The 21,410-nt window shown below is 51.8% G+C and carries 19 protein-coding genes and 1 pseudogene; 17 read left to right on the top strand and 3 right to left on the bottom strand.

From position 1 onward, the window contains the following. Window positions 1–44 precede the first annotated feature (44 nt). The 11 genes and pseudogenes from ACJJH9_RS13515 to rnhB all read left to right on the top strand — a co-directional run bounded on the left by ACJJH9_RS13515 (window position 45) and on the right by rnhB (window position 12,572). On the top strand, window positions 45–890 hold the full coding sequence (locus ACJJH9_RS13515) for a phosphatidate cytidylyltransferase (protein WP_444923082.1): 846 nt from the start codon (window positions 45–47) through the stop codon (window positions 888–890). Window positions 891–998: 108 nt separating this feature from the next. After that, window positions 999–2,183 carry a 1-deoxy-D-xylulose-5-phosphate reductoisomerase gene (ispC, locus tag ACJJH9_RS13510; RefSeq protein WP_444923081.1) on the top strand — a complete coding sequence of 395 codons (1,185 nt, stop codon included), beginning with the start codon at window positions 999–1,001 and terminating at the stop codon, window positions 2,181–2,183. A gap of 58 nt (window positions 2,184–2,241) precedes the next feature. Continuing rightward, complete coding sequence (rseP, locus tag ACJJH9_RS13505) at window positions 2,242–3,597, top strand: RIP metalloprotease RseP (protein WP_444923080.1); 1,356 nt, start codon at window positions 2,242–2,244, stop codon at window positions 3,595–3,597. 112 nt (window positions 3,598–3,709) lie between these two features. After that, window positions 3,710–4,987, top strand: a pseudogene (gene bamA, locus ACJJH9_RS13500) (outer membrane protein assembly factor BamA); the annotation flags it as partial. Between the two features lie 63 nt (window positions 4,988–5,050). Then, entirely contained in the window at window positions 5,051–7,603 is a 2,553-nt protein-coding gene (bamA, locus tag ACJJH9_RS13495) for an outer membrane protein assembly factor BamA (RefSeq protein ID WP_444923079.1), read from the top strand. Between the two features lie 70 nt (window positions 7,604–7,673). Continuing rightward, window positions 7,674–8,189 carry an OmpH/Skp family outer membrane protein gene (locus ACJJH9_RS13490; RefSeq protein WP_444889739.1) on the top strand — a complete coding sequence of 172 codons (516 nt, stop codon included), beginning with the start codon at window positions 7,674–7,676 and terminating at the stop codon, window positions 8,187–8,189. 12 nt (window positions 8,190–8,201) lie between these two features. After that, the gene (lpxD, locus tag ACJJH9_RS13485) at window positions 8,202–9,257 is read left to right on the top strand and encodes a UDP-3-O-(3-hydroxymyristoyl)glucosamine N-acyltransferase (protein ID WP_444923078.1); all 1,056 of its coding nucleotides are present in this window, start codon (window positions 8,202–8,204) and stop codon (window positions 9,255–9,257) included. Between the two features lie 85 nt (window positions 9,258–9,342). Beyond that, complete coding sequence (fabZ, locus tag ACJJH9_RS13480; protein ID WP_444923077.1) at window positions 9,343–9,780, top strand: 3-hydroxyacyl-ACP dehydratase FabZ; 438 nt, start codon at window positions 9,343–9,345, stop codon at window positions 9,778–9,780. A gap of 115 nt (window positions 9,781–9,895) precedes the next feature. After that, window positions 9,896–10,675, top strand: coding sequence for an acyl-ACP--UDP-N-acetylglucosamine O-acyltransferase (gene lpxA / locus ACJJH9_RS13475; protein WP_444884183.1), 780 nt, complete (start codon window positions 9,896–9,898; stop codon window positions 10,673–10,675). A gap of 114 nt (window positions 10,676–10,789) precedes the next feature. Further along, window positions 10,790–11,938 carry a lipid-A-disaccharide synthase gene (lpxB, locus tag ACJJH9_RS13470; protein ID WP_252082646.1) on the top strand — a complete coding sequence of 383 codons (1,149 nt, stop codon included), beginning with the start codon at window positions 10,790–10,792 and terminating at the stop codon, window positions 11,936–11,938. A gap of 16 nt (window positions 11,939–11,954) precedes the next feature. After that, the gene (gene rnhB / locus ACJJH9_RS13465) at window positions 11,955–12,572 is read left to right on the top strand and encodes a ribonuclease HII (RefSeq protein ID WP_444923076.1); all 618 of its coding nucleotides are present in this window, start codon (window positions 11,955–11,957) and stop codon (window positions 12,570–12,572) included. A 23-nt stretch (window positions 12,573–12,595) separates the two neighbouring features. On the opposite strand, the gene ACJJH9_RS13460 is transcribed toward rnhB, so the two are convergent. Both ACJJH9_RS13460 and ACJJH9_RS13455 read right to left on the bottom strand, forming a co-directional pair. Further along, the gene (locus tag ACJJH9_RS13460; RefSeq protein ID WP_444884186.1) at window positions 12,596–13,870 is read right to left on the bottom strand and encodes an HlyC/CorC family transporter; all 1,275 of its coding nucleotides are present in this window, start codon (window positions 13,868–13,870) and stop codon (window positions 12,596–12,598) included. A 219-nt stretch (window positions 13,871–14,089) separates the two neighbouring features. Then, on the bottom strand, window positions 14,090–14,890 hold the full coding sequence (locus ACJJH9_RS13455) for a cytochrome C assembly family protein (RefSeq protein ID WP_444884187.1): 801 nt from the start codon (window positions 14,888–14,890) through the stop codon (window positions 14,090–14,092). Between the two features lie 205 nt (window positions 14,891–15,095). Here ACJJH9_RS13455 and ffh point away from each other — a divergent pair, with 205 nt between their 5' ends. The 6 genes from ffh to ACJJH9_RS13425 all read left to right on the top strand — a co-directional run bounded on the left by ffh (window position 15,096) and on the right by ACJJH9_RS13425 (window position 19,781). Next, window positions 15,096–16,514: a signal recognition particle protein gene (gene ffh, locus ACJJH9_RS13450; RefSeq protein WP_252082643.1), complete on the top strand. Its 1,419-nt coding sequence runs from the start codon at window positions 15,096–15,098 to the stop codon at window positions 16,512–16,514. A 155-nt stretch (window positions 16,515–16,669) separates the two neighbouring features. Further along, window positions 16,670–16,909 (top strand): 30S ribosomal protein S16, encoded by a 240-nt coding sequence (rpsP, locus tag ACJJH9_RS13445; protein WP_226648429.1) that lies wholly within the window; start codon window positions 16,670–16,672, stop codon window positions 16,907–16,909. A gap of 22 nt (window positions 16,910–16,931) precedes the next feature. Beyond that, window positions 16,932–17,471, top strand: coding sequence for a ribosome maturation factor RimM (gene rimM / locus ACJJH9_RS13440; RefSeq protein ID WP_444886821.1), 540 nt, complete (start codon window positions 16,932–16,934; stop codon window positions 17,469–17,471). An 11-nt stretch (window positions 17,472–17,482) separates the two neighbouring features. Then, the gene (gene trmD, locus ACJJH9_RS13435) at window positions 17,483–18,247 is read left to right on the top strand and encodes a tRNA (guanosine(37)-N1)-methyltransferase TrmD (protein WP_252082639.1); all 765 of its coding nucleotides are present in this window, start codon (window positions 17,483–17,485) and stop codon (window positions 18,245–18,247) included. Between the two features lie 74 nt (window positions 18,248–18,321). Continuing rightward, entirely contained in the window at window positions 18,322–18,678 is a 357-nt protein-coding gene (gene rplS, locus ACJJH9_RS13430; RefSeq protein ID WP_286037023.1) for a 50S ribosomal protein L19, read from the top strand. Between the two features lie 350 nt (window positions 18,679–19,028). After that, a complete protein-coding gene (locus ACJJH9_RS13425) occupies window positions 19,029–19,781 on the top strand; it encodes a DsbC family protein (protein WP_252082637.1) in 753 nt (250 codons plus the stop codon). A gap of 45 nt (window positions 19,782–19,826) precedes the next feature. Here ACJJH9_RS13425 and aspA read toward each other — a convergent pair whose 3' ends face one another. Continuing rightward, a complete protein-coding gene (aspA, locus tag ACJJH9_RS13420) occupies window positions 19,827–21,293 on the bottom strand; it encodes an aspartate ammonia-lyase (protein WP_252082635.1) in 1,467 nt (488 codons plus the stop codon). Window positions 21,294–21,410: the final 117 nt, after the last annotated feature.

Below are 21,410 nucleotides of genomic sequence, written 5' to 3'. Positions count from 1 at the left end.
TGCGATAGTAGGCTGAGTGTAGGTCCAGATGAAAGGGGTTTTCGGTGCTTAAACAAAGAATAATTACTGCGCTGGTATTGCTGGTACTTTTCGCTGGAGTTTTGTTCCTGCTACCCATTCAATGGTACACACTGATTTTCGTAGCGGTGATTTTGCTCGGTGGTTGGGAGTGGGCCAATCTTTCCAACCTCAATCGCGCACTGCGTTTTGTCTTTCTCGCCGCACTGGGCGGAACCCTGGTATTCACCGCGGAATATGTTTTTTCCATGAATTTCGGATCCCCGGATATTGATCGGGCTCGTCAAATCCTAGCAGTAGCCTGCGGTTGGTGGGCGCTCGCTTTTCACTGGGTCCAGAGCTACCCCGCCAGTGCCTCGCTGTGGGGCAATCGTTGGGTACGTGGCCTGATTGGGCTAGTGGTTCTGGTGCCCAGCTGGTTGTCGTTGGTGGTTTTGCGTGGGCTCGACCACGGGGCCTGGCTGGTATTGTATGTCGTCGCTATTGTTGTCGCTGCCGATGTGGGCGCTTATTTTGTCGGACGTAAGTTCGGGAAGCACAAGTTGGCCCGCGAAGTGAGTCCCGGCAAATCCTGGGAGGGTTTTTTTGGCGGTTTGGGAGCCTGCTTGATACTCGCATTGGTTACTTCCTACCTGTTTGATCTTCCTCTGAAAAATACTGTGCTGTTCTCTTTTGGTGTACTGGTAACTGCGCTTGCCTCAGTCATTGGCGACCTGCTGGAGAGTATGTTCAAGCGACACCGGGGTATCAAAGACAGTAGTCATATTCTGCCAGGGCATGGCGGTGTTATGGATCGGCTGGATAGTCTCACTGCGGCTTTGCCAGTTTTCACCATGGCGGCCCTCGCTAGTGAGCTGCCTAAGTACTTATAACGGGTACGCCACACTTCAATTTATATCCAGTGCTTGTGACCAGCGCCGCCATTGTCTGTCGGTGCTTTGGTCGAGGTACAAGAAGTTTCGTAGGTAAGTCGAGCACTTATGCAAAGGCAATCTCCACAAGTCGTCACTGTCCTAGGTTCTACGGGCTCTATTGGTGTAAGCACTCTCGATGTGCTTGCCCGCCACCCCCAGCACTATACGATCTACGCCCTGACAGCCCGCGAGCGTATCGCTGAGCTGGCCCAGCAGTGTCGTCAATATAACCCTCGCTTTGCGGTGGTGGCTGGTGAAGAGGGGGCCGATCAATTGCGCAGTATGCTGGGGGAGGAAGTTTCTACTGAAGTCCTTTGGGGTTTGGAAGGGCTATGCCAAGTTGCCTCTGCGAATGAAGTGGATGTGGTTATGGCGGCAATTGTCGGTGCAGCTGGGCTGCGTCCAACTTTAGCAGCAGTTGAAACTGGGAAGAAAGTGTTGCTCGCGAATAAAGAGGCTCTGGTGATGGCCGGCCCAGTTTTCCTGCAAGCTTTGCGTGCAGGAGGTGCACAATTATTGCCAATTGACAGCGAGCACAATGCCATTTTCCAGTGTCTGCCCCAGCCGTTTGGCAGCTTGGAGGGGGCGGGAGTGGAAAAAATCTTGCTAACCGGTTCCGGCGGCCCTTTCCGCACACGCCTAGCCGGTGATTTACATCGAGTGACCCCCGAGGAAGCTTGCGCACACCCCAATTGGTCGATGGGACGGAAAATTTCAGTAGATTCGGCCACCATGATGAATAAGGGGTTGGAGTTTATTGAGGCCTGTTATTTGTTCAGCGCCAGCCCAGAGCAAATTGAAGTGGTCGTGCACCCACAGAGTATTGTGCATTCCATGGTGCAATATCGGGATGGCTCCCTGTTGGCGCAGATGGGTAATCCAGATATGCGCACCCCCATCGCTCACGCACTGGCCTTTCCCACCCGCATAGATGCTGGGGTTCCTGCACTCGACCTGATAGCGCAGGGCCGCCTGGATTTTGAAGCGCCAAATTATCAGCGATTCCCCTGCCTGCGTCTGGCACGCGAAGCTATGAATGCCGGCGGCAGTGCTCCCACGGTATTGAATGCGGCCAATGAGGTGGCTGTAGAGGCGTTTTTACAAGGACGGTTGGCATTTACTAGTATTGCTGCGGCTATAGAAAAAGTAATGAATAGCACTCCCACCGTTGAACTGACAGGGCTGGACGTAGTCGAAGCCATTGATCTCAATGCGCGGGAGCTGGCCCAACAAGCTGTTGGAGCCCTTTAATTTTGCTGCTGGGCATATAATGCCGGTGTTTGCGCATGAAAAGAGACTGTAACTGAGTATGGATCTGATTCAGACGGTAATCTGGGCCTTGGTAGCCCTCGGTATACTGGTTTCCTTCCACGAGTTTGGACACTTTCTCGTAGCACGGCTCTGTGGGGTCAAGGTGCTGCGCTTTTCTGTCGGCTTTGGCCGCCGCCTTTTCTCTCGCTATGACCGGCACGGCACTGAGTTTGCTATTTCAGCAATTCCCCTTGGTGGCTATGTCAAAATGCTAGATGAGCGGGAGGGACCTGTCGCCGCTCATGAGCTGAATCAGGCATTTAACCGAAAGAGTGTTTGGGCGCGTATGGCGATTGCTGCAGCGGGTCCCGCAGCTAACTTCCTGTTGGCAATTGTACTGTTTTGGATTGTCTTTATGGGGGGCACGGCGGGTCCGGTGCCTGTCGTAGATTCCGTCAAGCCTGGAAGTGTTGCTGAAGCTGCGGGATTGGAGTCCGGGCAGGAAATTATCGCGGTGGATGGCGAAGCCACACCCACTTGGCAAGCTCTCAACTGGCGCTTGGCTAACCGTTTGGGGGACAGTGGCTCTATAGAATTCTCAGTGCGCTACCCGGACTCTAACCTCGAATATCATATGGCGGCTGATATCGACCGTTGGCTCGCAGGGCAGGAAGTCCCTGATCCATTGGGGGAGATTGGTCTCGGTCTCTGGACGCCGCCCATTAGTATGACGTTGCATAAGGTTGTGGAGGGTAGCCCTGCCAGTGCAGCGGGGCTGCGTGCGGGCGATAAGATTGTGGCTACCGACGGGCGAGTTTTTTCCGGTTGGGAAGAGTGGAGCCAGTATGTGCGCGCTCGTGCAGGTGAGCCCCTTCAGGTGGAAGTTGAACGGCAGGGGCAACGGTTGACCCTGCCGGTTACGCCGGCGCAGGTGACGCTCGACAGTGGTGAGCGTGTCGGCCAGATCGGCGTACAGCCTGTGACCGAGCGCTGGCCCGAGGATCGCGTACGAGTTTTCCACTACGGTGTAGCTGGCGCTCTTTCTCAGGGGGTGCAAGAGACTTGGGATAAAACCCTGTTCACTCTGAACAGCTTGAAGAAATTGATTTTTGGTCAACTTTCGACCAAAAACTTGAGTGGCCCCATCACCATTGCTAAAGTGGCGGGTACTTCCGCAGAGAGGGGGTGGCAGTCTTTCCTGTCGCTTTTAGCTCTGCTAAGTATCAGTCTCGGTGTACTCAATCTGTTACCCATTCCGGTACTCGATGGTGGTCACCTTCTCTACTACGGTATTGAGGCGGTCAAGGGTTCTCCTGTGTCTGAGAGAGTGCAGGTGATCGGTTTGCAAGTAGGTATGGCCTTAGTGCTTTGTATTATGGGGTTGGCGCTTTATAACGATATCTTACGTTTGTAGCCTCCTGGAGTGCATTTTCCTATGGCACTGGGAGTGAATAGATTTTTAGAGTGAGCGCGGTGCCGGTTACCTTGGGAACCTCTGCTCTTATCAGAAGCGGTTCGGAATTAGTATGAAATATTGGCTGTTAGCGATATCCCTGGGCTTGGTGCTGCCTCTCAGCGCTTTAGCTCAGTCATTCGTTCTCAGCGATATTCGTGTAGAAGGTTTGCAGCGTGTTTCTGCAGGCACCGTTTTTTCAGCTCTTCCGGTGCGGGTTGGCGATGAAATTGAGCTTGCGGATATTCAGGGGGCGACCCGAGAGCTGTTTCGAACCGGTTATTTTGAGGATATTCAGATCGGTCGTGAAAGTAGCGTTTTAGTTGTTAACGTGAGAGAGCGGCCAGCCATATCTAAGATAGATATATCAGGAAACAAGGCGATTGCCTCGGAAGACCTGCTGAAGGCGCTGAAGGATTACGGTCTGGCCGAGGGACAGATTTTAAAGCGCTCGACCCTCAAAGGGTTGACCCGGGAGTTTGAGCGCCAGTATGTGGCACAGGGGCGCTATGGCGCTAGCGTCCAAGCAGAAGTTAAAGAGTTACCGCGCAATCAGGTTGAATTGAAAGTTATTGTCGAGGAAGGGACCGTTGCTGCGATTAAACATATCAATATCGTAGGGAATCGCGTCTTTTCAGATCAAGAACTCGGAGAAATTTTTGAGCTTAAAACCACTGGTTGGCTCTCTTGGTTGCGCAGTGATGATAAGTACTCCCGTGAGAAGCTCACTGGTGATCTGGAGCGCCTGGAATCTTATTATCTTGATCGCGGATATCTCGACTTCCAGATCGACTCTACCCAAGTATCTCTTGGGCCGGACAAGAAGAGTGTTTTCATCACTGTTAACGTGATTGAGGGTGATGTTTACACTGTTAGTCAAGTGGAACTTGCTGGAGACCCAGTCGTTACAGAGGAAGAAATTAAGCGCTTGCTGCTAGTGCGTGAAGGGCAGACGTTTTCCCAGGTCAGGATGACAACGACTTCAGACTATATTTCCAAGCGTTTGGGCAACAAGGGTTACGCTTTTGCCGAAGTAAAAGGTATTCCAGAAGCCAATAAAGAAGAGAACACGGTAAAAATCACTTTCTTTATTGACCCTGGCAAGCGCACTTACGTTAGGCGTATTACTTTTCGTGGAAACACTCGCACGGCAGATGAAGTCTTGCGGCGAGAGTTGCGCCAAATGGAGTCCGCTTTAGCTTCTTCGGCTCTTATTGAGCAATCTAAAGTTCGCCTTGAGCGACTTGGTTACTTGAAGGTGGTGAAAGTTGAAACGGTCAAGGTACCCGGGAACTCAGAACGGGTTGATGTCGATTACAAGGTAGAGGGGCAACCCTCAGGTTCCGGGGGAGCTGGGCGCTGAATAAAGCGCTGTAACTCCTGGATTGCGAATAAAAACACTCGGAATTAGTAGATGAAAGATTTCCTCAAAGCGGCCTCCCTCGGCCTGATGTTGCCTTTAAGTGCAATAGCGCAGTCGTTCGTGGTCAATGATATCCGCGTGGAAGGATTGCAACGCGTCTCTGCCGGTACAGTCTTCTCTGCCCTTCCCGTGCGAGTGGGTGATGAAATTGAATCCGTGGAAATCCAGAGCGCTACCCGGGCACTGTTCCGCACCGGCTACTTTGAGGATATCCAAATCGGCCGTGAAAATGGTGTTCTGGTGGTCACTGTTCGCGAGCGTCCAGCAATTTCCAAGATTGAGATCAGCGGTAATAAGGCCATCGCCACTGAAGATTTGCTCAAGGGCATGAAGGATAACGGTTTATCCGAGGGGCAGATCTTTAAACGTGCAACTCTGGAGGGGCTCGCCCAGGAGCTTGAGCGCCAATATGTGGCACAGGGGCGCTATGGTGCAAGTGTTAAGACCGAAGTGAAAGAATTGCCACGCAACCAGGTCGAGCTGCGGGTTATCGTCGACGAGGGCTCGGTTGCGGCAATCAAGCACATCAATGTTGTGGGTAACGAGGCATTTTCCGACGAAGAATTGGCAGAAATTTTCGAGCTGCAGACCACAGGTTGGTTGTCCTGGCTGCGCAGCGATGACAAATATTCCCGTGAGAAACTCACTGGTGACCTGGAGCGCCTAGAGTCTTACTATCTCGACCGCGGCTATCTGGATTTTCAAATAGAATCCACTCAGGTTTCCCTGAGCCCAGACAAACAGAGTGTTTTTATCACAGTCAATGTGAGAGAGGGGAATGTTTACACCGTCAGTGAGGTGGATCTCGCCGGCGACCCGGTGGTTTCGGAAGAGGAAATCAAGCGCTTACTGTTGGTGCGTGAAGGGCAGACTTTCTCCCAGATTCGGATGACCACCACGTCTGACTATATTACCAAGCGTCTGGGCAATGAAGGTTATACCTTTGCCGAGGTGAATGGCATTCCCGAACCCAATAAAGAAGAGAATACGGTAAAAATTACCTTCTTTATCAACCCGGGTAAGCGCGCCTATGTGCGCCGAATCAATTTCCGTGGTAACACTCGTACTGCCGATGAGGTGTTGCGCCGTGAAATGCGTCAGATGGAATCTGCCTCGGCCTCCTCCGCAAGGATTGAGCAATCCAAGGTGCGCCTGGAACGCCTCGGTTACTTTAAAGAGGTGGAAGTAGAAACTGCAGAGGTGCCTGGTACTTCCGACCAGATCGATGTGGAGTATACCGTAGAGGAGCAACCTTCAGGCTCTATTGGTGGCACTATCGGCTGGGCACAGAGTAGCGGCTTGGTGCTCGGCGGTAATATCCAGGAAAATAACTGGCTGGGTACCGGCAAGCAGGTAGGTATAGGTTTAAACGTGTCTACCTACCAGACTGCACTGAACTTTTCCTATCTTGACCCTTACTTTACGCCTGACGGTGTGAGCCGCGGGTTTAACGTTTTTTATAGGGAAAATGACTACTCTGAGGTCAACCTGTCGGACTACAACACGACTAGTTATGGTGGTGGTGTTAGCTTCGGCTACCCGGTTTCAGAAATTTCCCGTGTGGGACTGAATGTTAATTTCAATCATTTGGAGCTTTCGGCCTCTAGTGGTTCTGTACAGGAAATCAAATCCAGCCCAAGCCTATTGGATGGGGTGTCTTTGGATGGGATAACTCTTGATAATTACCAAAAAATTGTTGTAGCTGAATTTAATGATGAAACTCTTAACCTAGCGGAAGCTATAGATACTAGCCAATTTAATACCAGTGCTGATGGCTTTATTGACCGCTATGGTGATGCGTTTAACAATTTGGCCTTGACTGCTTCTTACGCTCGTTCAACTTTGAACCGCGGTATCCTGGCTACTCGCGGGGCATCCCAGAATTTTTCTGCGGAATTTACTGTTCCTGGTAGTGATCTTGAATATTATAAATTTATTTATACAGGCCAGTATTTTCGTCCTTTAACCAAGAGCCTAACGCTACGTCTGCGTACGCGGTTGGGTTATGGGGATGGATACGGAGACCTCGACCAGTTGCCCTTCTTCGAGAATTTTTATGCGGGCGGTTTTGGTTCTGTGCGTGGCTTCAAGCGTAATACTCTGGGTCCTCGTTCTACCCCGGCGATAAATTATATTCCTCGAGATTGCGCAACAGTAGATGGGGTTATTACACAAGAATGTTATCAAGTGGATAATAATGGCGATTTAGTTACAACTTTACCTGGTGAGGCTGACCCCTTTGGAGGCAATATTTTAGTAGAAGGTAGTGCCGAAGTTATTTTCCCGCTGCCGTTTATCAAGGATCAGCGCTCCCTGCAGTCTGCCTTCTTTGTTGATGCGGGTAACGTCTTTGATACTAGTTGTGATGAAACCCAGATCAACTGTTACGATGTGGACTTCGGTAAAATGAATGTTTCCGCGGGCATTGGCTTGACATGGGTTACCGGTTTTGGACCATTGACTTTCAGTTTGGCTAAAGCCCTGAAGGAAAACGAGGATGATGAGACGGAAGTGTTCCAGTTTACCCTGGGTAATAGCTTTTAACTTTATCGAACATAAATGGATTGAGTGCAGCTGCTGCGCATAAAAAATAAAACCAATTGGAGAGACTAAAGTGCTTAAGAATGTAAAGATTTTCGCAATCCTGCTGGCTGGTATAACCCTGTCTGGTGCCGCCCTGGCGCAGACCAAGGTTGCAGTATTTAACCTGCAGGCTGCGATTATGAGCACCGATGTGGCCAAGACCAAGGTCAATTCATTGAAGACCAGTTCCGAGTACTCCAAGCTGCAAAGTAGTGCCGAGTCTATTCGTTCAGAACTACAAAAAATGGCAGAAGATGCGCAGAAAAATAGCGTTACCTGGTCCGATGAGCAGAAAACAGAATATCAGCGTAAGATGAACTTCAAGCGTTCAGACTTTGAAACTACCGTTAAAAAACTGCGTGCAATGGAGGCCCAGGTAGGCCAGGAAATTCAAACTTCTCTGGGGCCCAAGGCTAAAACAGCACTGGAAGCAATCATTAAAGAGCAAAACCTGGACTTAGTGTTGGATGCCTCTACCGCTTACTTTGCAAATCCTTCGGTCAATCTGACTGAGGCTGTCGTAAAGCGTATGAATGCTGATAAGTAATCGATAGCCTGTATGAGTGACAATTTGTCGTTAACCCAGCTTGCAAATGCTCTGGGTGCTGAGCTGCGTCTGGCCCCCGGGGTAGACGCAGAATATGTAATTTCTGGTCTTAGCACTTTGCAAGATGCTGGGCCCGAGCAGTTGACCTTCCTGGCAAACCCTAATTATCGCCGCTTCCTCAAGACCACGTCAGCGGGCGCTGTATTGGTGACTGCCGAGTTTGTTGAGGAGACACCTGTTAGCGCACTTTGTGTGGATAACCCTTACTTGGCTTTTGCCAGGGCGAGTGCTTTGTTCAATACGGCTCCAACGATTGAGGCGGGTATTCACCCGAGCGCTGTAGTTCATCCGGACGCAGAAGTGGCCTCTAGTGCCTCTATTGCAGCTGGTGCGGTGATAGAGGCGTTTGCGAAAATTGGACCTCGGGCATCGGTTGGCGCCAACTGCTTTGTGGGAGAGGGCAGTACCCTGGGTGAAGGGAGCTGCCTTTATGCGGGTGCAATACTGCATCACGGTTGTCAGGTCGGGCGCGATGTTATCATCCACAGTCATGCGGTTATTGGTGCAGACGGCTTTGGTTTTGCGCTGCATCAGCGTGAATGGATTAAGATTTACCAGCTGGGTGGCGTGCTGGTTGGCGATGAGGTTGAAATAGGCGCCAATACTTGTGTGGATCGTGGGGCACTTGGTGACACTGTGATTGGTCGTGGTGTCAAGATCGACAATTTGGTCCAAATCGCGCACAATGTGCAGATTGGTGACTACTCAGCCATTGCTGCATGCACAGGAATTGCGGGTAGCGCAGTAATCGGTAAGCACTGTGCTTTGGGTGGCAGCTCCCGTATTGCCGGGCATGTAACCATTGCCGATGGCTGCCAAGTTACCGCTAATACTTTTGTGACCAAATCCATCGACAAGCCGGGAATTTACTCCGGCGCTTTACCCTTTGCCGATAGTCAGTCCTGGCGTCGCAACGCGGTGCGCTTCGGGCAGTTGGATAAGGTGGCACGAAGGGTGAAAGATTTGGAGAAGCAACTTAAAGCCCTGTCCCTCGATCGGGATAAATAGCTCACAGCTGCTTTAAGAAAAACAATTTTGATTTGATGTTTTCGGGGCGTTTAACGCCCCGAAGTGGTTTCTGGGGGCATTTGGAATGATGGATGTAACTGAGATTCGCGAGTACCTGCCACATCGCTATCCGTTTTTATTGATCGATCGTGTCGTTGAACTCGAGGAAGGGAAGTTTATTAAGGGGTATAAAAATATCTCTATTAATGAGGAGCTGTTTAACGGTCACTTTCCACAGATGCCGATTTTCCCCGGTGTTATGATCGTTGAGGCTCTGGCCCAGGTTTCAGGAATTCTTGGCTTCAAAACATTTGGCAAGAAGCCTGAGGATGGCTACCTGTACCTGTTTGGCGGTGTCGACAAGGCGCGCTTTAAGCGTCAGGTGGTCCCTGGGGACAGGCTGGACCTGATGTCCGAAGCAGTTTCAGTGCGCCGTAATATCTGGAAGTTTTCCTGTAAAGCCAGTGTCGATGGTGAGCTTGCGGCCTCTGCAGATCTTCTGTGTGCGGTGAAGCAGGTTTAAAGCGCTTATTCGTCACTTGACGTGGCTGCTAAGGTGCTTTTGATAACTCTTCCAGTTGTTGTTTATTTGAAGTTGTAGTGTCCGAAGTGTCGCTACCTGAGGAGTAGATTCCAGAATGCAGACAAATATCCACCCCACAGCTATTATCGATCCGACGGCGGTTATCGGTTCCGGGGTGAGTATCGGAGCCTATTCCATAGTTGGCGCCGATGTGGAACTCGGTGATGGCTGTGAAATTGCTTCACATGTTGTATTGAGTGGGCCCACTAAGCTCGGAAAAAATAACCGTATTTACCAGTTTGCCTCGATAGGTCAAGATACGCCGGACAAAAAATATCAAGGCGAGCAGACCACCCTGGTAATCGGCGATAACAATGTTATTCGTGAGGGCGTTACCATCCACCGGGGCACTGTGCAGGATCGTGGGGAAACCACTATCGGCAGTGATAACCTGATTATGGCCTATGCCCACATTGGTCATGACAGTGTTGTCGGTAATCACACCATTCTCGTTAATAATGTGGGGCTCGCCGGCCACGTAATAGTAAAAGATTGGGCAATCCTCAGCGGGTACAGTCTTGTACATCAGCATTGCACCATTGGTGAGCACGCTTTCCTAGGGATGGGCGCAGCGATCGGCAAAGATGTGCCGGCTTATGTCATGGTGGCTGGGAATCCGGCAGAGGCCAAGACTATTAATGCGGAGGGGTTGCGTCGTAGAGGTTTTTCCCGCGAGGATATCTCTTTAATCAACAAGGCATACAAAACGGTCTATCGGCGTGGCCTCACTCTGCAAGAGGCTGTCCAGGCCCTTACGGAACTGCGTGAGCAGTCCCCTGTAATTCAGCCTTGGATTGATTCCCTGCAGACCTCCTCTCGCGGAATTGTCCGCTAAGCACAACCATTTGCGGGAAGTGCTGTTATTGTGCACTTCCTGATTTAGTCTTTTCATATCTTAATCGGTATCTATGAAAATTGAGCCATTTCCACTCTGGGGGAATTGTTAGGCGTGTCAGAAAATAATAAGCCGGTTCGTATTGGTATTGTTGTCGGTGAGGCCTCTGGAGATATCCTCGGTGCAGGTCTTATTGACTCCCTGCAAAAGCGCCTCCCGGGAATTCAGTTTGAAGGGATTGCTGGTCCGCGTATGCAGGCTTTGGGGGCGAAATCCCTTTTTCCAATGGAGCGCCTCTCGGTGATGGGATTGGTTGAGCCGCTAAAACGACTGCCAGAATTATTAAAAATTCGCCGCACTCTGCGCGAGCACTTCACTGAAAATCCGCCGGACCTTTTTATCGGTATCGACTCACCAGATTTTAACTTGTCTTTGGAGGAGTCCCTCAAGGCCGAAGGGGTTCGCACTGTGCATTATGTCAGCCCTTCAGTGTGGGCGTGGCGGCAGGGGCGAATAAAAAAGATTGCTCGTGCTATTGACCATATGCTCACCTTGCTGCCTTTTGAGGCTGCTTTTTATCGTGAAAACCATGTGCCGGTGACTTTTGTTGGGCATCCGTTAGCGGATGATATTCCTCTGCAGGTTAGCAATGTTGCAGAGCGCAAAGAGCTGGGTCTCACAGTTGATGACCGTGTTATTGCGCTGTTACCGGGTAGCCGAGGTGGGGAGGTGCGTTTGCTTGGGCCACTATTTTTGCAGACGGCTCGCTGGTGTTACCAGCGCCATCCCGATCTCAAATTTGTATTGCCGGCAGCAAATGAGCAGCGTTTAGCCGAATTGCGGGAGCAGCTAAAGGATTTTCCGGAACTGCCTGTCACGATATTGGAGGGAGATTCACACAAGGCGCTCAGTGTGTCGGATGCTGTGTTAATAGCTTCAGGAACGGCAACGTTAGAAACCATGCTACTGAAAAAGCCTATGGTGGTTGCCTATAAACTGGGCAAAATTACTTACGCTATCGTCTCTCGTATGCTGCACACTCCCTGGGTTTCTCTGCCCAACTTGCTGGCACAAAGGGAGTTGGTGCCGGAAATCCTGCAGAGTGATGCGACCCCGGAGAATCTCGGAGCGGCGTTGATGCGCTATTTTGAAGATCCACTACTGGGTGATCAGCTGCAGCGCGAATTTGATGATCTTCACCAGCAATTGCGTCGGAATGCCTCTGAGCGGGCAGCCGATGCTATCTGTGCTCTTTTGAAGTAATCGGGTTTTATAAACCATGAGTGTTAAAAAAGAATTACCTCCGTACATCTGTCCTTATAAAGGTGATCTTTTCGCTGGAGTCGATGAAGTTGGCCGTGGCCCACTGGCTGGAGATGTAGTGGCGGCTGCAGTAATTCTCGATCCAGCAGAGCCCATTTTGGGGCTGGCCGACTCCAAAAAACTTAGTGAGAAAAAACGAGAGTCGCTCTTTGAGGAAATTTGTGAGTGTGCGCTGAGTTTTTCTATTGCCCGTGCAACCGTCGAAGAAATTGATCAGATCAATATTCTGCAGGCGAGTTTATTGGCAATGCGCCGTGCAGTGGAGCAGTTGCCACTACAGCCTGAGTTTGTGTTAGTAGATGGTAATAAAAGACCGGACTGGTCTTATCCCTGCGATACTGTGATTAAGGGGGATGGTCGCGTTGCCGCCATTGCTGCGGCCTCAATTTTGGCCAAAGTGACCCGTGATCGAGAGATGGTGGAGTTGGATGCACGCTATCCAGGTTATGGACTGGCCGGCCACAAAGGTTATCCCACTAAAGCTCATATGCAGGCCCTGGAAGAATTGGGCCCCAGCCCACTGCACCGGGTGAGTTTTGCCCCGGTAAGGAAACTCTTAGAGGATATTGCTTAAGCTCAAGGTTGTAGAGCGCTTGACTAGCGCTCAATTTTTTTGATCCTGGCTCTGATAATCATTTTGTCGGAAACTTCTTCAATTTCCACTTGGTAGTTATTGAGGATAAATAAACTGATATTACCATCTGGGATGCTTTCAAGGTGCTCCATAAGGAGACCGTTGAAGGTCTTTGGGCCGTCGGTGGTCAGGTCCCAATTTAGCGTGCGGTTGATATCCCGGATAGAGGTTCCACCCTCGATCATATACCAGCCGCTTTCCATGGCGACAATTTCCTCATCGTCGCTGGGAACTGGGCTCGCGGTGAAGTCGCCGACAATTTCCTCCAGTAGATCTTCTAGAGTTACTATCCCCATCACCTCCCCATATTCATCCACAACCAAGCCCATGCGGCGCTTGGTTTTCTGGAAGTTCATTAGCAGGGTGGGCAGTGGGGTGGCCTCGGGTACAAAGTAAGGTTCACCGGTAAAGGACTTGAGACGTTCAGCTGTGAGTTTGTCTGGGCCGTCTCGCAGTATCTGTGCGGCGCGACGCAGGTGTAAAATACCCACTACCTGATTGATATCTCCCCGGTATACCGGCAGGCGGGTGTAAGTACTCTCTGCCAGTTGTTGGAGAATCTGATCGGCGCTGTTTTCCAGGTCGATTCCCATGACCTCGTTGCGCGGGATCATAATGTCTTCCACTGTGGCCTGGTCCAGGTCCAGCACATTGAGAAGCATGCCTTTGTGCTTGCTGGGAAGCAGGGCGCCAGATTCGAACACCACTGTTCTAAGTTCCTCGGGCGCTAGGTGTTCTGCCTCGTTGCCAGCAGTTGCTTCAACGCCTACCAGGCGCGCAAGTCCATTGGATATGCTGCCGACGAGTAATACAAACGGTGTCAGAAGCCATTGCAGTGGGCGTAAAATTAGCGATGCAGGAAATGCCACTCTCTCCGGGTGAAGAGCGGCAATGGTTTTTGGGGTGACTTCCGCAAAAATAAGAATAACGATTGTGAGAGCGCCGGTAGCGTAGAAGAGGCCGGCATCGCCGTACAGTTGAGTAAAGACAGCACCGGCAATTACTGAGGCCAGGATATTGACCAGATTATTGCCAATCAGGATAACGCCGATCAGCTTGTCCGGCCGGGCAAGCAGTTCCATGGCCCGCTTGGCGCCGCGGTGACCGCTCTTGGCCTGGTGGCGCAGGCGGTAGCGGTTCAGCGCCATCATGCTGGTTTCGGAGCTGGAAAAGAAAGCCGATATCACAATCAGCAGGGCAAGCAGGCTAAACAGCAGGCCCGGGGGCATCTCGTTCAAGGGAGAACTCTTTTTATTTCTGAGCGGAGATATTGAAACAGAACGGCTACCTCCGCAAGTTTTCCGGTCACTTATAAACCTAAATAAACCCGGTAAAGGCTATAGGGGCGGTTGAGGAGATCAAGGGGTGTTTGGTCTCCTTCCTGAAAATGGCACCTGAGAGCGAATGTCAGTGCCGTTTGCTTATACTCGACTTTAAACGGCTCCTCTTTAGTATTCTTAGCCGCGCTGAAGGATAACCTCAATAACCAACTTACTACCAAAGTAGGCCAGCATTAGTGCAGCAAAGGCACACAGAGTCCAACGCACGGCAGTGTTACCGCGCCAACCCCACTGCCAATGCCCCCAAAGAAGAATACTGTAAAGCACCCAGGCGAGCAGGGAGAGCACTGTCTTGTGTAGGGGGCCCTGCTCAAAAAGGTTACCCACAAAGATAAATCCGGTAATCAGGGAGGCAGTTAACAGTAATTGGCCGAAAGCAATTAACCCAAAGAGTAATGACTCCATGCTTTGCAGGGGGGGGAGCAGGCGCATGGCACCCACTGGCCGATGGTTGTGTAGCTGCTGGTTCAGGTAATAAAGGTAGATGGCCTGTAGGGTTGCAAGAGTAAGTAGGGAGTAGGCGGAGATTGATAGCAGCGCGTGTATGGCAATCCCAGAAGATAACTGTTGGTGTGGTGCAACGCCTCCCCAGGTGTGGGACGCGGTCAGTTCGGTGAGTGCTCCTAACGGGGCAAAAATCAGTATCAACAAGGTTAGTGGTCGATTCACCGCTAGGATAAGCAGCAATAAGTTCACCACCCAGGTGATTAATGACAGCATTGCTAACAGATCAAAGCGATAGCCTGCTGAGGAAAACAGTGTCTGCGCAAGGGATATTGCGTGGGTGGCCAGGGCTCCGGCGAGCAGGCCCAGGAGCAGTTTACGATCGGGCTGTTGGGCGCGGGCAAGGGCCCTGGCCGCGACAATGGTGGTAGCTATATATAGCGCGATGGCCGTCCAGTGGGCGAATGCCGCCATTGGTTAGATCCGTATCTTCTAAGCAGTGGAGGAGGAGTGTGTCACAGCACGCTTTAACAGGGAAGATCTGGTGATATTTCGGCTGTGACGGGACCTGAGCTATACTGCCGCGCCTCAGAGTGGGAGTTGGAGATACTCCCCAAAAAAATTTCGCGGCCCTCCGCACCGGGGTCCTGTCCGCAATCGGAGAAATCGAGACGAATTTATGTTCGATAACCTGAGTGACCGCTTATCGGCGGCCCTAAAAAAAGTCACCGGCAAGGCCCGCCTGACCGATGACAATATCCGCGATACCCTGCGTGAAGTGCGCAAAGCGCTGCTTGAGGCGGATGTCGCTCTGCCTGTCGTGAAGGCCTTTGTGCAGCAAGTGCGCACAGCCGCTGTTGGGCAGAAGGTTAGCAAGGCCCTGAACCCAGGGCAGCAGTTCGTCAAGATTGTTCAGGATGAGCTGGTTAAGGTGATGGGTGCTGCTGCAGAGCCGCTCAACCTTGCAGTTCAGCCCCCCGCTGTGATTTTGATGGCGGGCCTTCAGGGGGCCGGTAAAACCACCAGTGTTGCCAAGCTAGCCAAATACTTGCAGGAGCGGGAAAAGAAGAAAGTTATGGTGGTGAGTGCGGACGTGTATCGCCCCGCAGCCATCAAGCAGCTGGAAACTCTGGCAGGTGAAGTGGGCGCGCTGTTCCATGCTTCAACTCCTGATCAGAAGCCCCTGGATATTGCCAAGGGTGCAGTGGATGCGGCGCGCAAGCAATTTGCCGATGTACTGATTGTCGATACCGCGGGTCGTCTGCATATCGACAGCCAGCTGATGGATGAAATCCGCGAGCTGCACAGTGAGTTGGATCCTGCAGAAACCCTGTTTGTTATCGACGCAATGATTGGCCAGGATGCGGTAAATACCGCCAGCGCCTTCAATGAGGCCCTGCCACTGACTGGGGTTATTCTGACTAAGGCAGATGGTGATGCACGCGGTGGTGCGGCACTCTCTGTACGCCATGTTACTGGCAAGCCGATCAAGTTTATCGGTGTTGGTGAAAAGACCGATGCCCTGGAAACCTTCCACCCGGATCGTATCGCCTCCCGTATCCTGGGTATGGGCGACATTCTGTCTCTGATTGAAGAAGCAGAGCAGAAGATCGATAAAGAGAAAGCCGAAAAGCTGGTTAAAAAGGTCCAGAAGGGTAAAGGCTTTGACCTGGAAGATTTGCGCGATCAGTTGCAGCAAATGCAAAACATGGGTGGCTTTGGCTCCCTGTTGGAGAAAATGCCCGGCATGGGTGGTGTGGCGCAGGCCGCACAACAGGCCGACATGGGTAAAGAATTTAAGCGTATGGACGCCCTGATTTCCTCCATGACGCCGGCCGAACGCCGCAATCCTGACCTTCTTAACGGTTCGCGCAAGCGCCGTATCGTCGCCGGCTCCGGCACCCAGCTGCAAGACTTGAATCGCCTGCTCAAGCAGCACAAGCAGATGGGCAAGATGATGAAGAAGCTCAAGGGCGGCGGCATGGGCAAGATGATGCGCGGCCTCGGTGGAATGACCGGGGGTGGTGGTCTGCCCGGAGGTCTCGGTGGAATGGGCGGTATGCCCGGTGGCCTGCCCCCCGGATTCAAGAAAAAGTGAGGGTTTTCGGGGCTCTGAGGGTCCTAGGAATCGCTATACAAATCTCTGGCGGTACATTAGAATACGCCGCCTTTCAGCCGGGTGAGCTGCCGGCAGAGATGTTTGGGTGACAGCTTATTGCTGTCGCCAAGTGTTAAAAAATACAGGAAAGTTACATGGTAACCATTCGTTTGGCTCGTGGCGGTGCTAAAAAACGCCCGTTCTATCACCTGACCGTAACCGACAGCCGCAAGTCTCGCGACGGTCGATTCATTGAGCGTGTTGGCTTCTTCAACCCGGTTGCCCGTGGCCAGGAAGAGCGTCTGCGCATTGATCGTGAGCGTGTTGACTACTGGCTGGGTCACGGTGCTCAGGTTTCTGATCGCGTCAGCAAGCTGCTGAAAGAATCTGCTTAATTTGCGCGTAAGTGGTGCTCCTGTGACAGATAACGGAAAACCTTCCGAAGAGTTGGTCACGGTTGGGCGCGTTACTACCGTTTATGGTGTGCGCGGCTGGGTCAAGGTTCACTCCTATACCGAGCCGATGGACAACATCCTGCAGTTCCCTAATTGGCGCTTGCAGGGGCCGAAAGGTTGGGAAGCTCTCGAAATTGACGCTGGTAAGCGTCACGGTAAGGGCTTAATAGTACATGTGAAAGGCATTGATGACCGCGATTTGGCGGCTCGACTTTGCCAGCGCGATATAGCTGTAGCTCGTGAACTGATGCCTGAGCTTGAGCGGGGTGAGTATTACTGGCACCAGCTCGAGGGATTAAAGGTTGTCAGCCATTTCGATGGCGAAGATCACGACTTTGGTATCGTCGCTCGCATGATGGAAACTGGCGCCAACGATGTAATGGTGGTGCGCGGTGGAGCGGATAAGCGCGAGCGCTTGATTCCCTATCTGCCGGATCAGTTTATAACCAATATTGACCTGGAAGCCGGTGTAATAACCGTCGACTGGGACCCAGCTTTTTAAGGCGCTGAGCGATGACTAAAAAAATCGCTCTGGTAAGCATTTTTCCGGAGATGTTTGCTGCATTGACCGAGTATGGTGTCAGCGGTCGGGCCGTCAAAGATGGCCTGTTGGAAGTACGCTGCTGGAACCCTCGGGATTTCACCAGTGACAAGCATCGCACTGTGGATGATCGCCCTTATGGCGGTGGTCCCGGAATGGTGATGATGGCTGAACCCCTTTATCAGTCCCTGCAGGCCGCGCGCGCCTGGGCTGGGGAAGAGGGCGAAGCTGTACGCACTATCTACCTGTCTCCGCAGGGACAGCAACTGGATCAGCGCGGGGTCGAAAACCTCTCTGGCGCTGGCAATCTGGTTTTGCTGGCCGGGCGCTACGAAGGGGTAGATGAGCGTATCGTCGAATCAATGATCGACGAGGAGTGGTCCATTGGTGACTATGTCCTAAGTGGTGGTGAACTGGCTGCTATGGTGTTGGTGGATACCATTACACGGCTGATTCCCGGCGCGCTAGGGCACGACCAGTCGGCGGTTGAGGATTCATTCTCCTCGGGTTTGCTCGACTGTCCCCACTATACCCGGCCCGAACAGTACCGGGGTGTGGCGGTACCGGAAGTGTTGCTCTCGGGCAACCATGAAAGAATACGCCGCTGGCGCCTGAAGCAGGCACTGGCGCGCACACAGCAGCGTCGACCCGACCTTTTGGATGGGCTGGAGCTGAACAAGGAGCAGAAGCAACTGTTGGAAGAAATTCAACAGGAGCGGAAATCCGATAAAACTTGATGCCGGATTCGCCGGGAGGCGGGAGTAGTTCGGTGAACTAGCTGAGAAGCTACATAAACTCTATTTGGGAGCAAATCCAAATGACTAACAAAATTATCCAGCAGCTGGAGCAGGAACAGCTGAAGAGCGAAGTACCTCCCTTCGCGCCGGGCGACACTGTAATCGTTCAAGTGAAAGTAAAAGAAGGTAACCGCGAGCGTCTGCAGGCGTTCGAAGGTGTGGTAATCGGCAAGCGCAACCGCGGCCTGAACTCCTCCTTTACCGTGCGTAAAATCTCCCACGGTGTTGGTGTTGAGCGTACTTTCCAGACTCACAGCCCGCTGGTTGACAGCATCAAGGTTAAGCGTCGTGGTGACGTACGCCAGGCTAAACTCTACTACCTGCGCAGCCTGACTGGTAAAGCCGCACGTATTAAAGAGAAGCTTAACTAAGCACCTCTCATACAGCTCGCAGAAAAGCCGGGGTTATTCTCCGGCTTTTTTGTATCCGTAGTCTTCCCTTTATGGCCAGTCATGTGCCAAGCCCGAAAGGCTGAATCGCTCATGGAAGTGTATTTGAACTTCTGGCCTCACGCTTCTCCCCTTGTCCCCGACAGTTACGCTATCTACCCCTGTATCCTTTAGATCAGCGCACAACTTGGGAGTTTGTACGTAGTGTCCAGTGCCTGAATATGTTAAAACGCGCCATGTGGATCTGAAATGGCATATAGCTGCCATACTGGCTGGAACTGAAGGCCGACGTTTGAGTCGAACCTCATTGAGAATTTAAGGAGCAATCGGTAATGATGCTTATCAAGAAGCCGCTGGCGCTCGCTGGAGTGCTGCTCGGTCTGCTTGGCCCAGCGGCCCTTGCAGAGGTCGACGCAAACGTTGCGAAGACAATCAAAGCCCGCCTTGAGGCAAGTAACCCCAAGCCTACCTATGGTGAAGTGCGTGAGACCCCGATTGAAGGGCTCTACGAAGTAGAGCTTGACGGTGGCAGCAGTACTCTGTTCGTCTCAGCCGATGGCAACCATTTTATTCTGGGGGACCTGTTCCAGGCTAAGACTGGCGGAGGCTTTGCGAACCTCTCTGAAGGGCGCCGAGCAACTCGCCGGGCCAAGGTGATGGAAACCCAAAGCATCGACGATATGATCGTCTTCTCGCCCAAAGGCGAGACCAAAGCGCGTATCTATGTTTTCACCGATGTCGACTGTGGCTATTGCCGCAAGTTGCACCAGGATGTTCCTGAGCTGAATAAGCGCGGAATCGAAGTAAGATATTTGGCATTCCCGCGCGGCGGCCTGCAATCTCTGGGTTATCGCAAGCTCGCTACTGCTTGGTGTGCCGATGACACCAATAAAACGCTCACCGCATTGAAGAACCGCGAAAACGTGCCTTTGCAGGTTTGCAATAACAACCCGGTTGCCGCCCAATATAAATTGGGTAACGAGGTGATCGATGTGCGCGGCACGCCCACTATTGTGATGGAGGATGGCAGGGTTGTGCCCGGTTATCTGCCTCCAGCCACTCTAATTAAAGAGCTGGGTATTTAAGATCAGCGGAAGAAAGCGGCCTCTCTAAAGCGGCCGCTTTTTTATCTAAGTCGGGCTCTTCAATGCTACTTTACGTGGCTGAGTCATATTCTCTGGAGCGAGAATATCATTTAACTCCTCCTCACTTAGTAACCCCTCATCCAAAATCAACTGCTTGACGCTCGCGCCCGTCATCAATGCTTGCTGGGCAATACGAGTGGCATTTTCGTAGCCGATAAACGGATTTACCGCGGTGATCAGGCCGATACTGTTTTCTACCAACTGCCGGCAATGCTCTTCATTCGCGCTGATGCCATTGACACAGCGTTGAGCCAAGGTATGCATGGCTTGGGTCATTAAGCGCATAGACTGTAGCAAGTTGAAGGCGATAACTGGTTCCATGACATTTAACTGCAGCTGGCCCGATTCCGCTGCCAAGGTGATTGTCAGGTCGTTACCGATTACTTGGTAGGCCACCTGGTTGACCACCTCGGGAATTACTGGATTTACCTTACCGGGCATAATGGAGGAGCCTGGCTGCATCGGTGGCAGATTGATTTCATTGAGACCTGCGCGAGGGCCGCTGGAGAGAAGGCGTAGGTCGCTGCAGATCTTTGAAATTTTTACTGCGATACGTTTCATTACCCCGGAAAACATGACGAAGGCACCCATATCAGAAGTGGCCTCTACTAGATTTTCCGCGCAGACAAAGTCGATGCTGGAAATTTCAGACAGTGCCGATACAACCAGTTGACGATATTGCGGGTCGGTATTAATACCTGTACCGATTGCGGTGCCGCCCATATTGATTTCTTTAAACAGGGCTACTAGCTCTTTAACCCGAGCGACATCTTCACGAATGGTTGCAGCAAAAGCGGCAAACTCCTGCCCCAGGGTCATGGGTACTGCATCCTGTAGCTGGGTGCGGCCCATTTTAATTACCTGTGCAAATTCCTTGGCTTTGCCATCAAATTCGATACACAGCTCCTCCATAGACTGCACCAGGTCGTTGTAGCTGAGCAGGACTGCTAGGTTGATGGAGGAGGGGTAAACATCGTTGGTGGATTGCGATAGGTTTACATGGTTGTTGGGGTGAGCGTTTTTGTATTCACCCTTATTGTGGCCGAGCAATTCCAGCGCGCGATTGGCAATTACTTCATTGGCGTTCATATTGGTGGAGGTGCCGGCACCGCCTTGAATCATGTCCACCAGGAATTGATCGTGCAGCTTGCCTTCAATAATTTCATCGCAGGCTTTGGCAATTGCCGCTTCCAGGTTCTTTTCTAAGTAGCCGAGTTCGCAGTTGGCATGAGCCGCAGCCTTCTTCACCATGGCCAGCGCTTTGACCAAGTTAGGGAAGTGGTTGAGGGTGATACCAGTAATTTGGAAGTTTTCCAGGGCGCGCAGGGTTTGAATGCCAAAATAGACATCGGCCGGTACTTCGCGCTCTCCGAGCAAATCTTTTTCGATGCGGTATTCACTACTGGTAGTGAATACCGGCATGGGTTTTAGGGTGTGGAAATCGTTTGTCATGGTACTTCTGCTTTCTCTTCATCTGCATAGGGGCAAGTGCACCAATAACCAGGATTAACCTGGGTTACGGGGTGCCCGTGGTTGTTATCATTTGGGCCTCTTGGTTGGGCCTTAATA

Source organism: Microbulbifer mixtoriginis (SeqCode) (assembly GCF_052466715.1).
This window is presented reverse-complemented; position numbering and strand designations above follow the sequence as displayed.

Coding starts and splice junctions, on each gene's coding strand:
- ACJJH9_RS13425 (WP_252082637.1), top strand. CDS start 19,029: ATGATGCTTATCAAGAAGCCGCTGGCGCTCGCTGGAGTGCTGCTCGGT.
- lpxD (WP_444923078.1), top strand. CDS start 8,202: ATGAGTGACAATTTGTCGTTAACCCAGCTTGCAAATGCTCTGGGTGCT.
- fabZ (WP_444923077.1), top strand. CDS start 9,343: ATGATGGATGTAACTGAGATTCGCGAGTACCTGCCACATCGCTATCCG.
- bamA (WP_444923079.1), top strand. CDS start 5,051: ATGAAAGATTTCCTCAAAGCGGCCTCCCTCGGCCTGATGTTGCCTTTA.
- trmD (WP_252082639.1), top strand. CDS start 17,483: ATGACTAAAAAAATCGCTCTGGTAAGCATTTTTCCGGAGATGTTTGCT.
- ispC (WP_444923081.1), top strand. CDS start 999: ATGCAAAGGCAATCTCCACAAGTCGTCACTGTCCTAGGTTCTACGGGC.
- lpxA (WP_444884183.1), top strand. CDS start 9,896: ATGCAGACAAATATCCACCCCACAGCTATTATCGATCCGACGGCGGTT.
- rpsP (WP_226648429.1), top strand. CDS start 16,670: ATGGTAACCATTCGTTTGGCTCGTGGCGGTGCTAAAAAACGCCCGTTC.
- aspA (WP_252082635.1), bottom strand. CDS start 21,293: ATGACAAACGATTTCCACACCCTAAAACCCATGCCGGTATTCACTACC.
- ffh (WP_252082643.1), top strand. CDS start 15,096: ATGTTCGATAACCTGAGTGACCGCTTATCGGCGGCCCTAAAAAAAGTC.
- ACJJH9_RS13455 (WP_444884187.1), bottom strand. CDS start 14,890: ATGGCGGCATTCGCCCACTGGACGGCCATCGCGCTATATATAGCTACC.
- rnhB (WP_444923076.1), top strand. CDS start 11,955: ATGAGTGTTAAAAAAGAATTACCTCCGTACATCTGTCCTTATAAAGGT.
- rseP (WP_444923080.1), top strand. CDS start 2,242: ATGGATCTGATTCAGACGGTAATCTGGGCCTTGGTAGCCCTCGGTATA.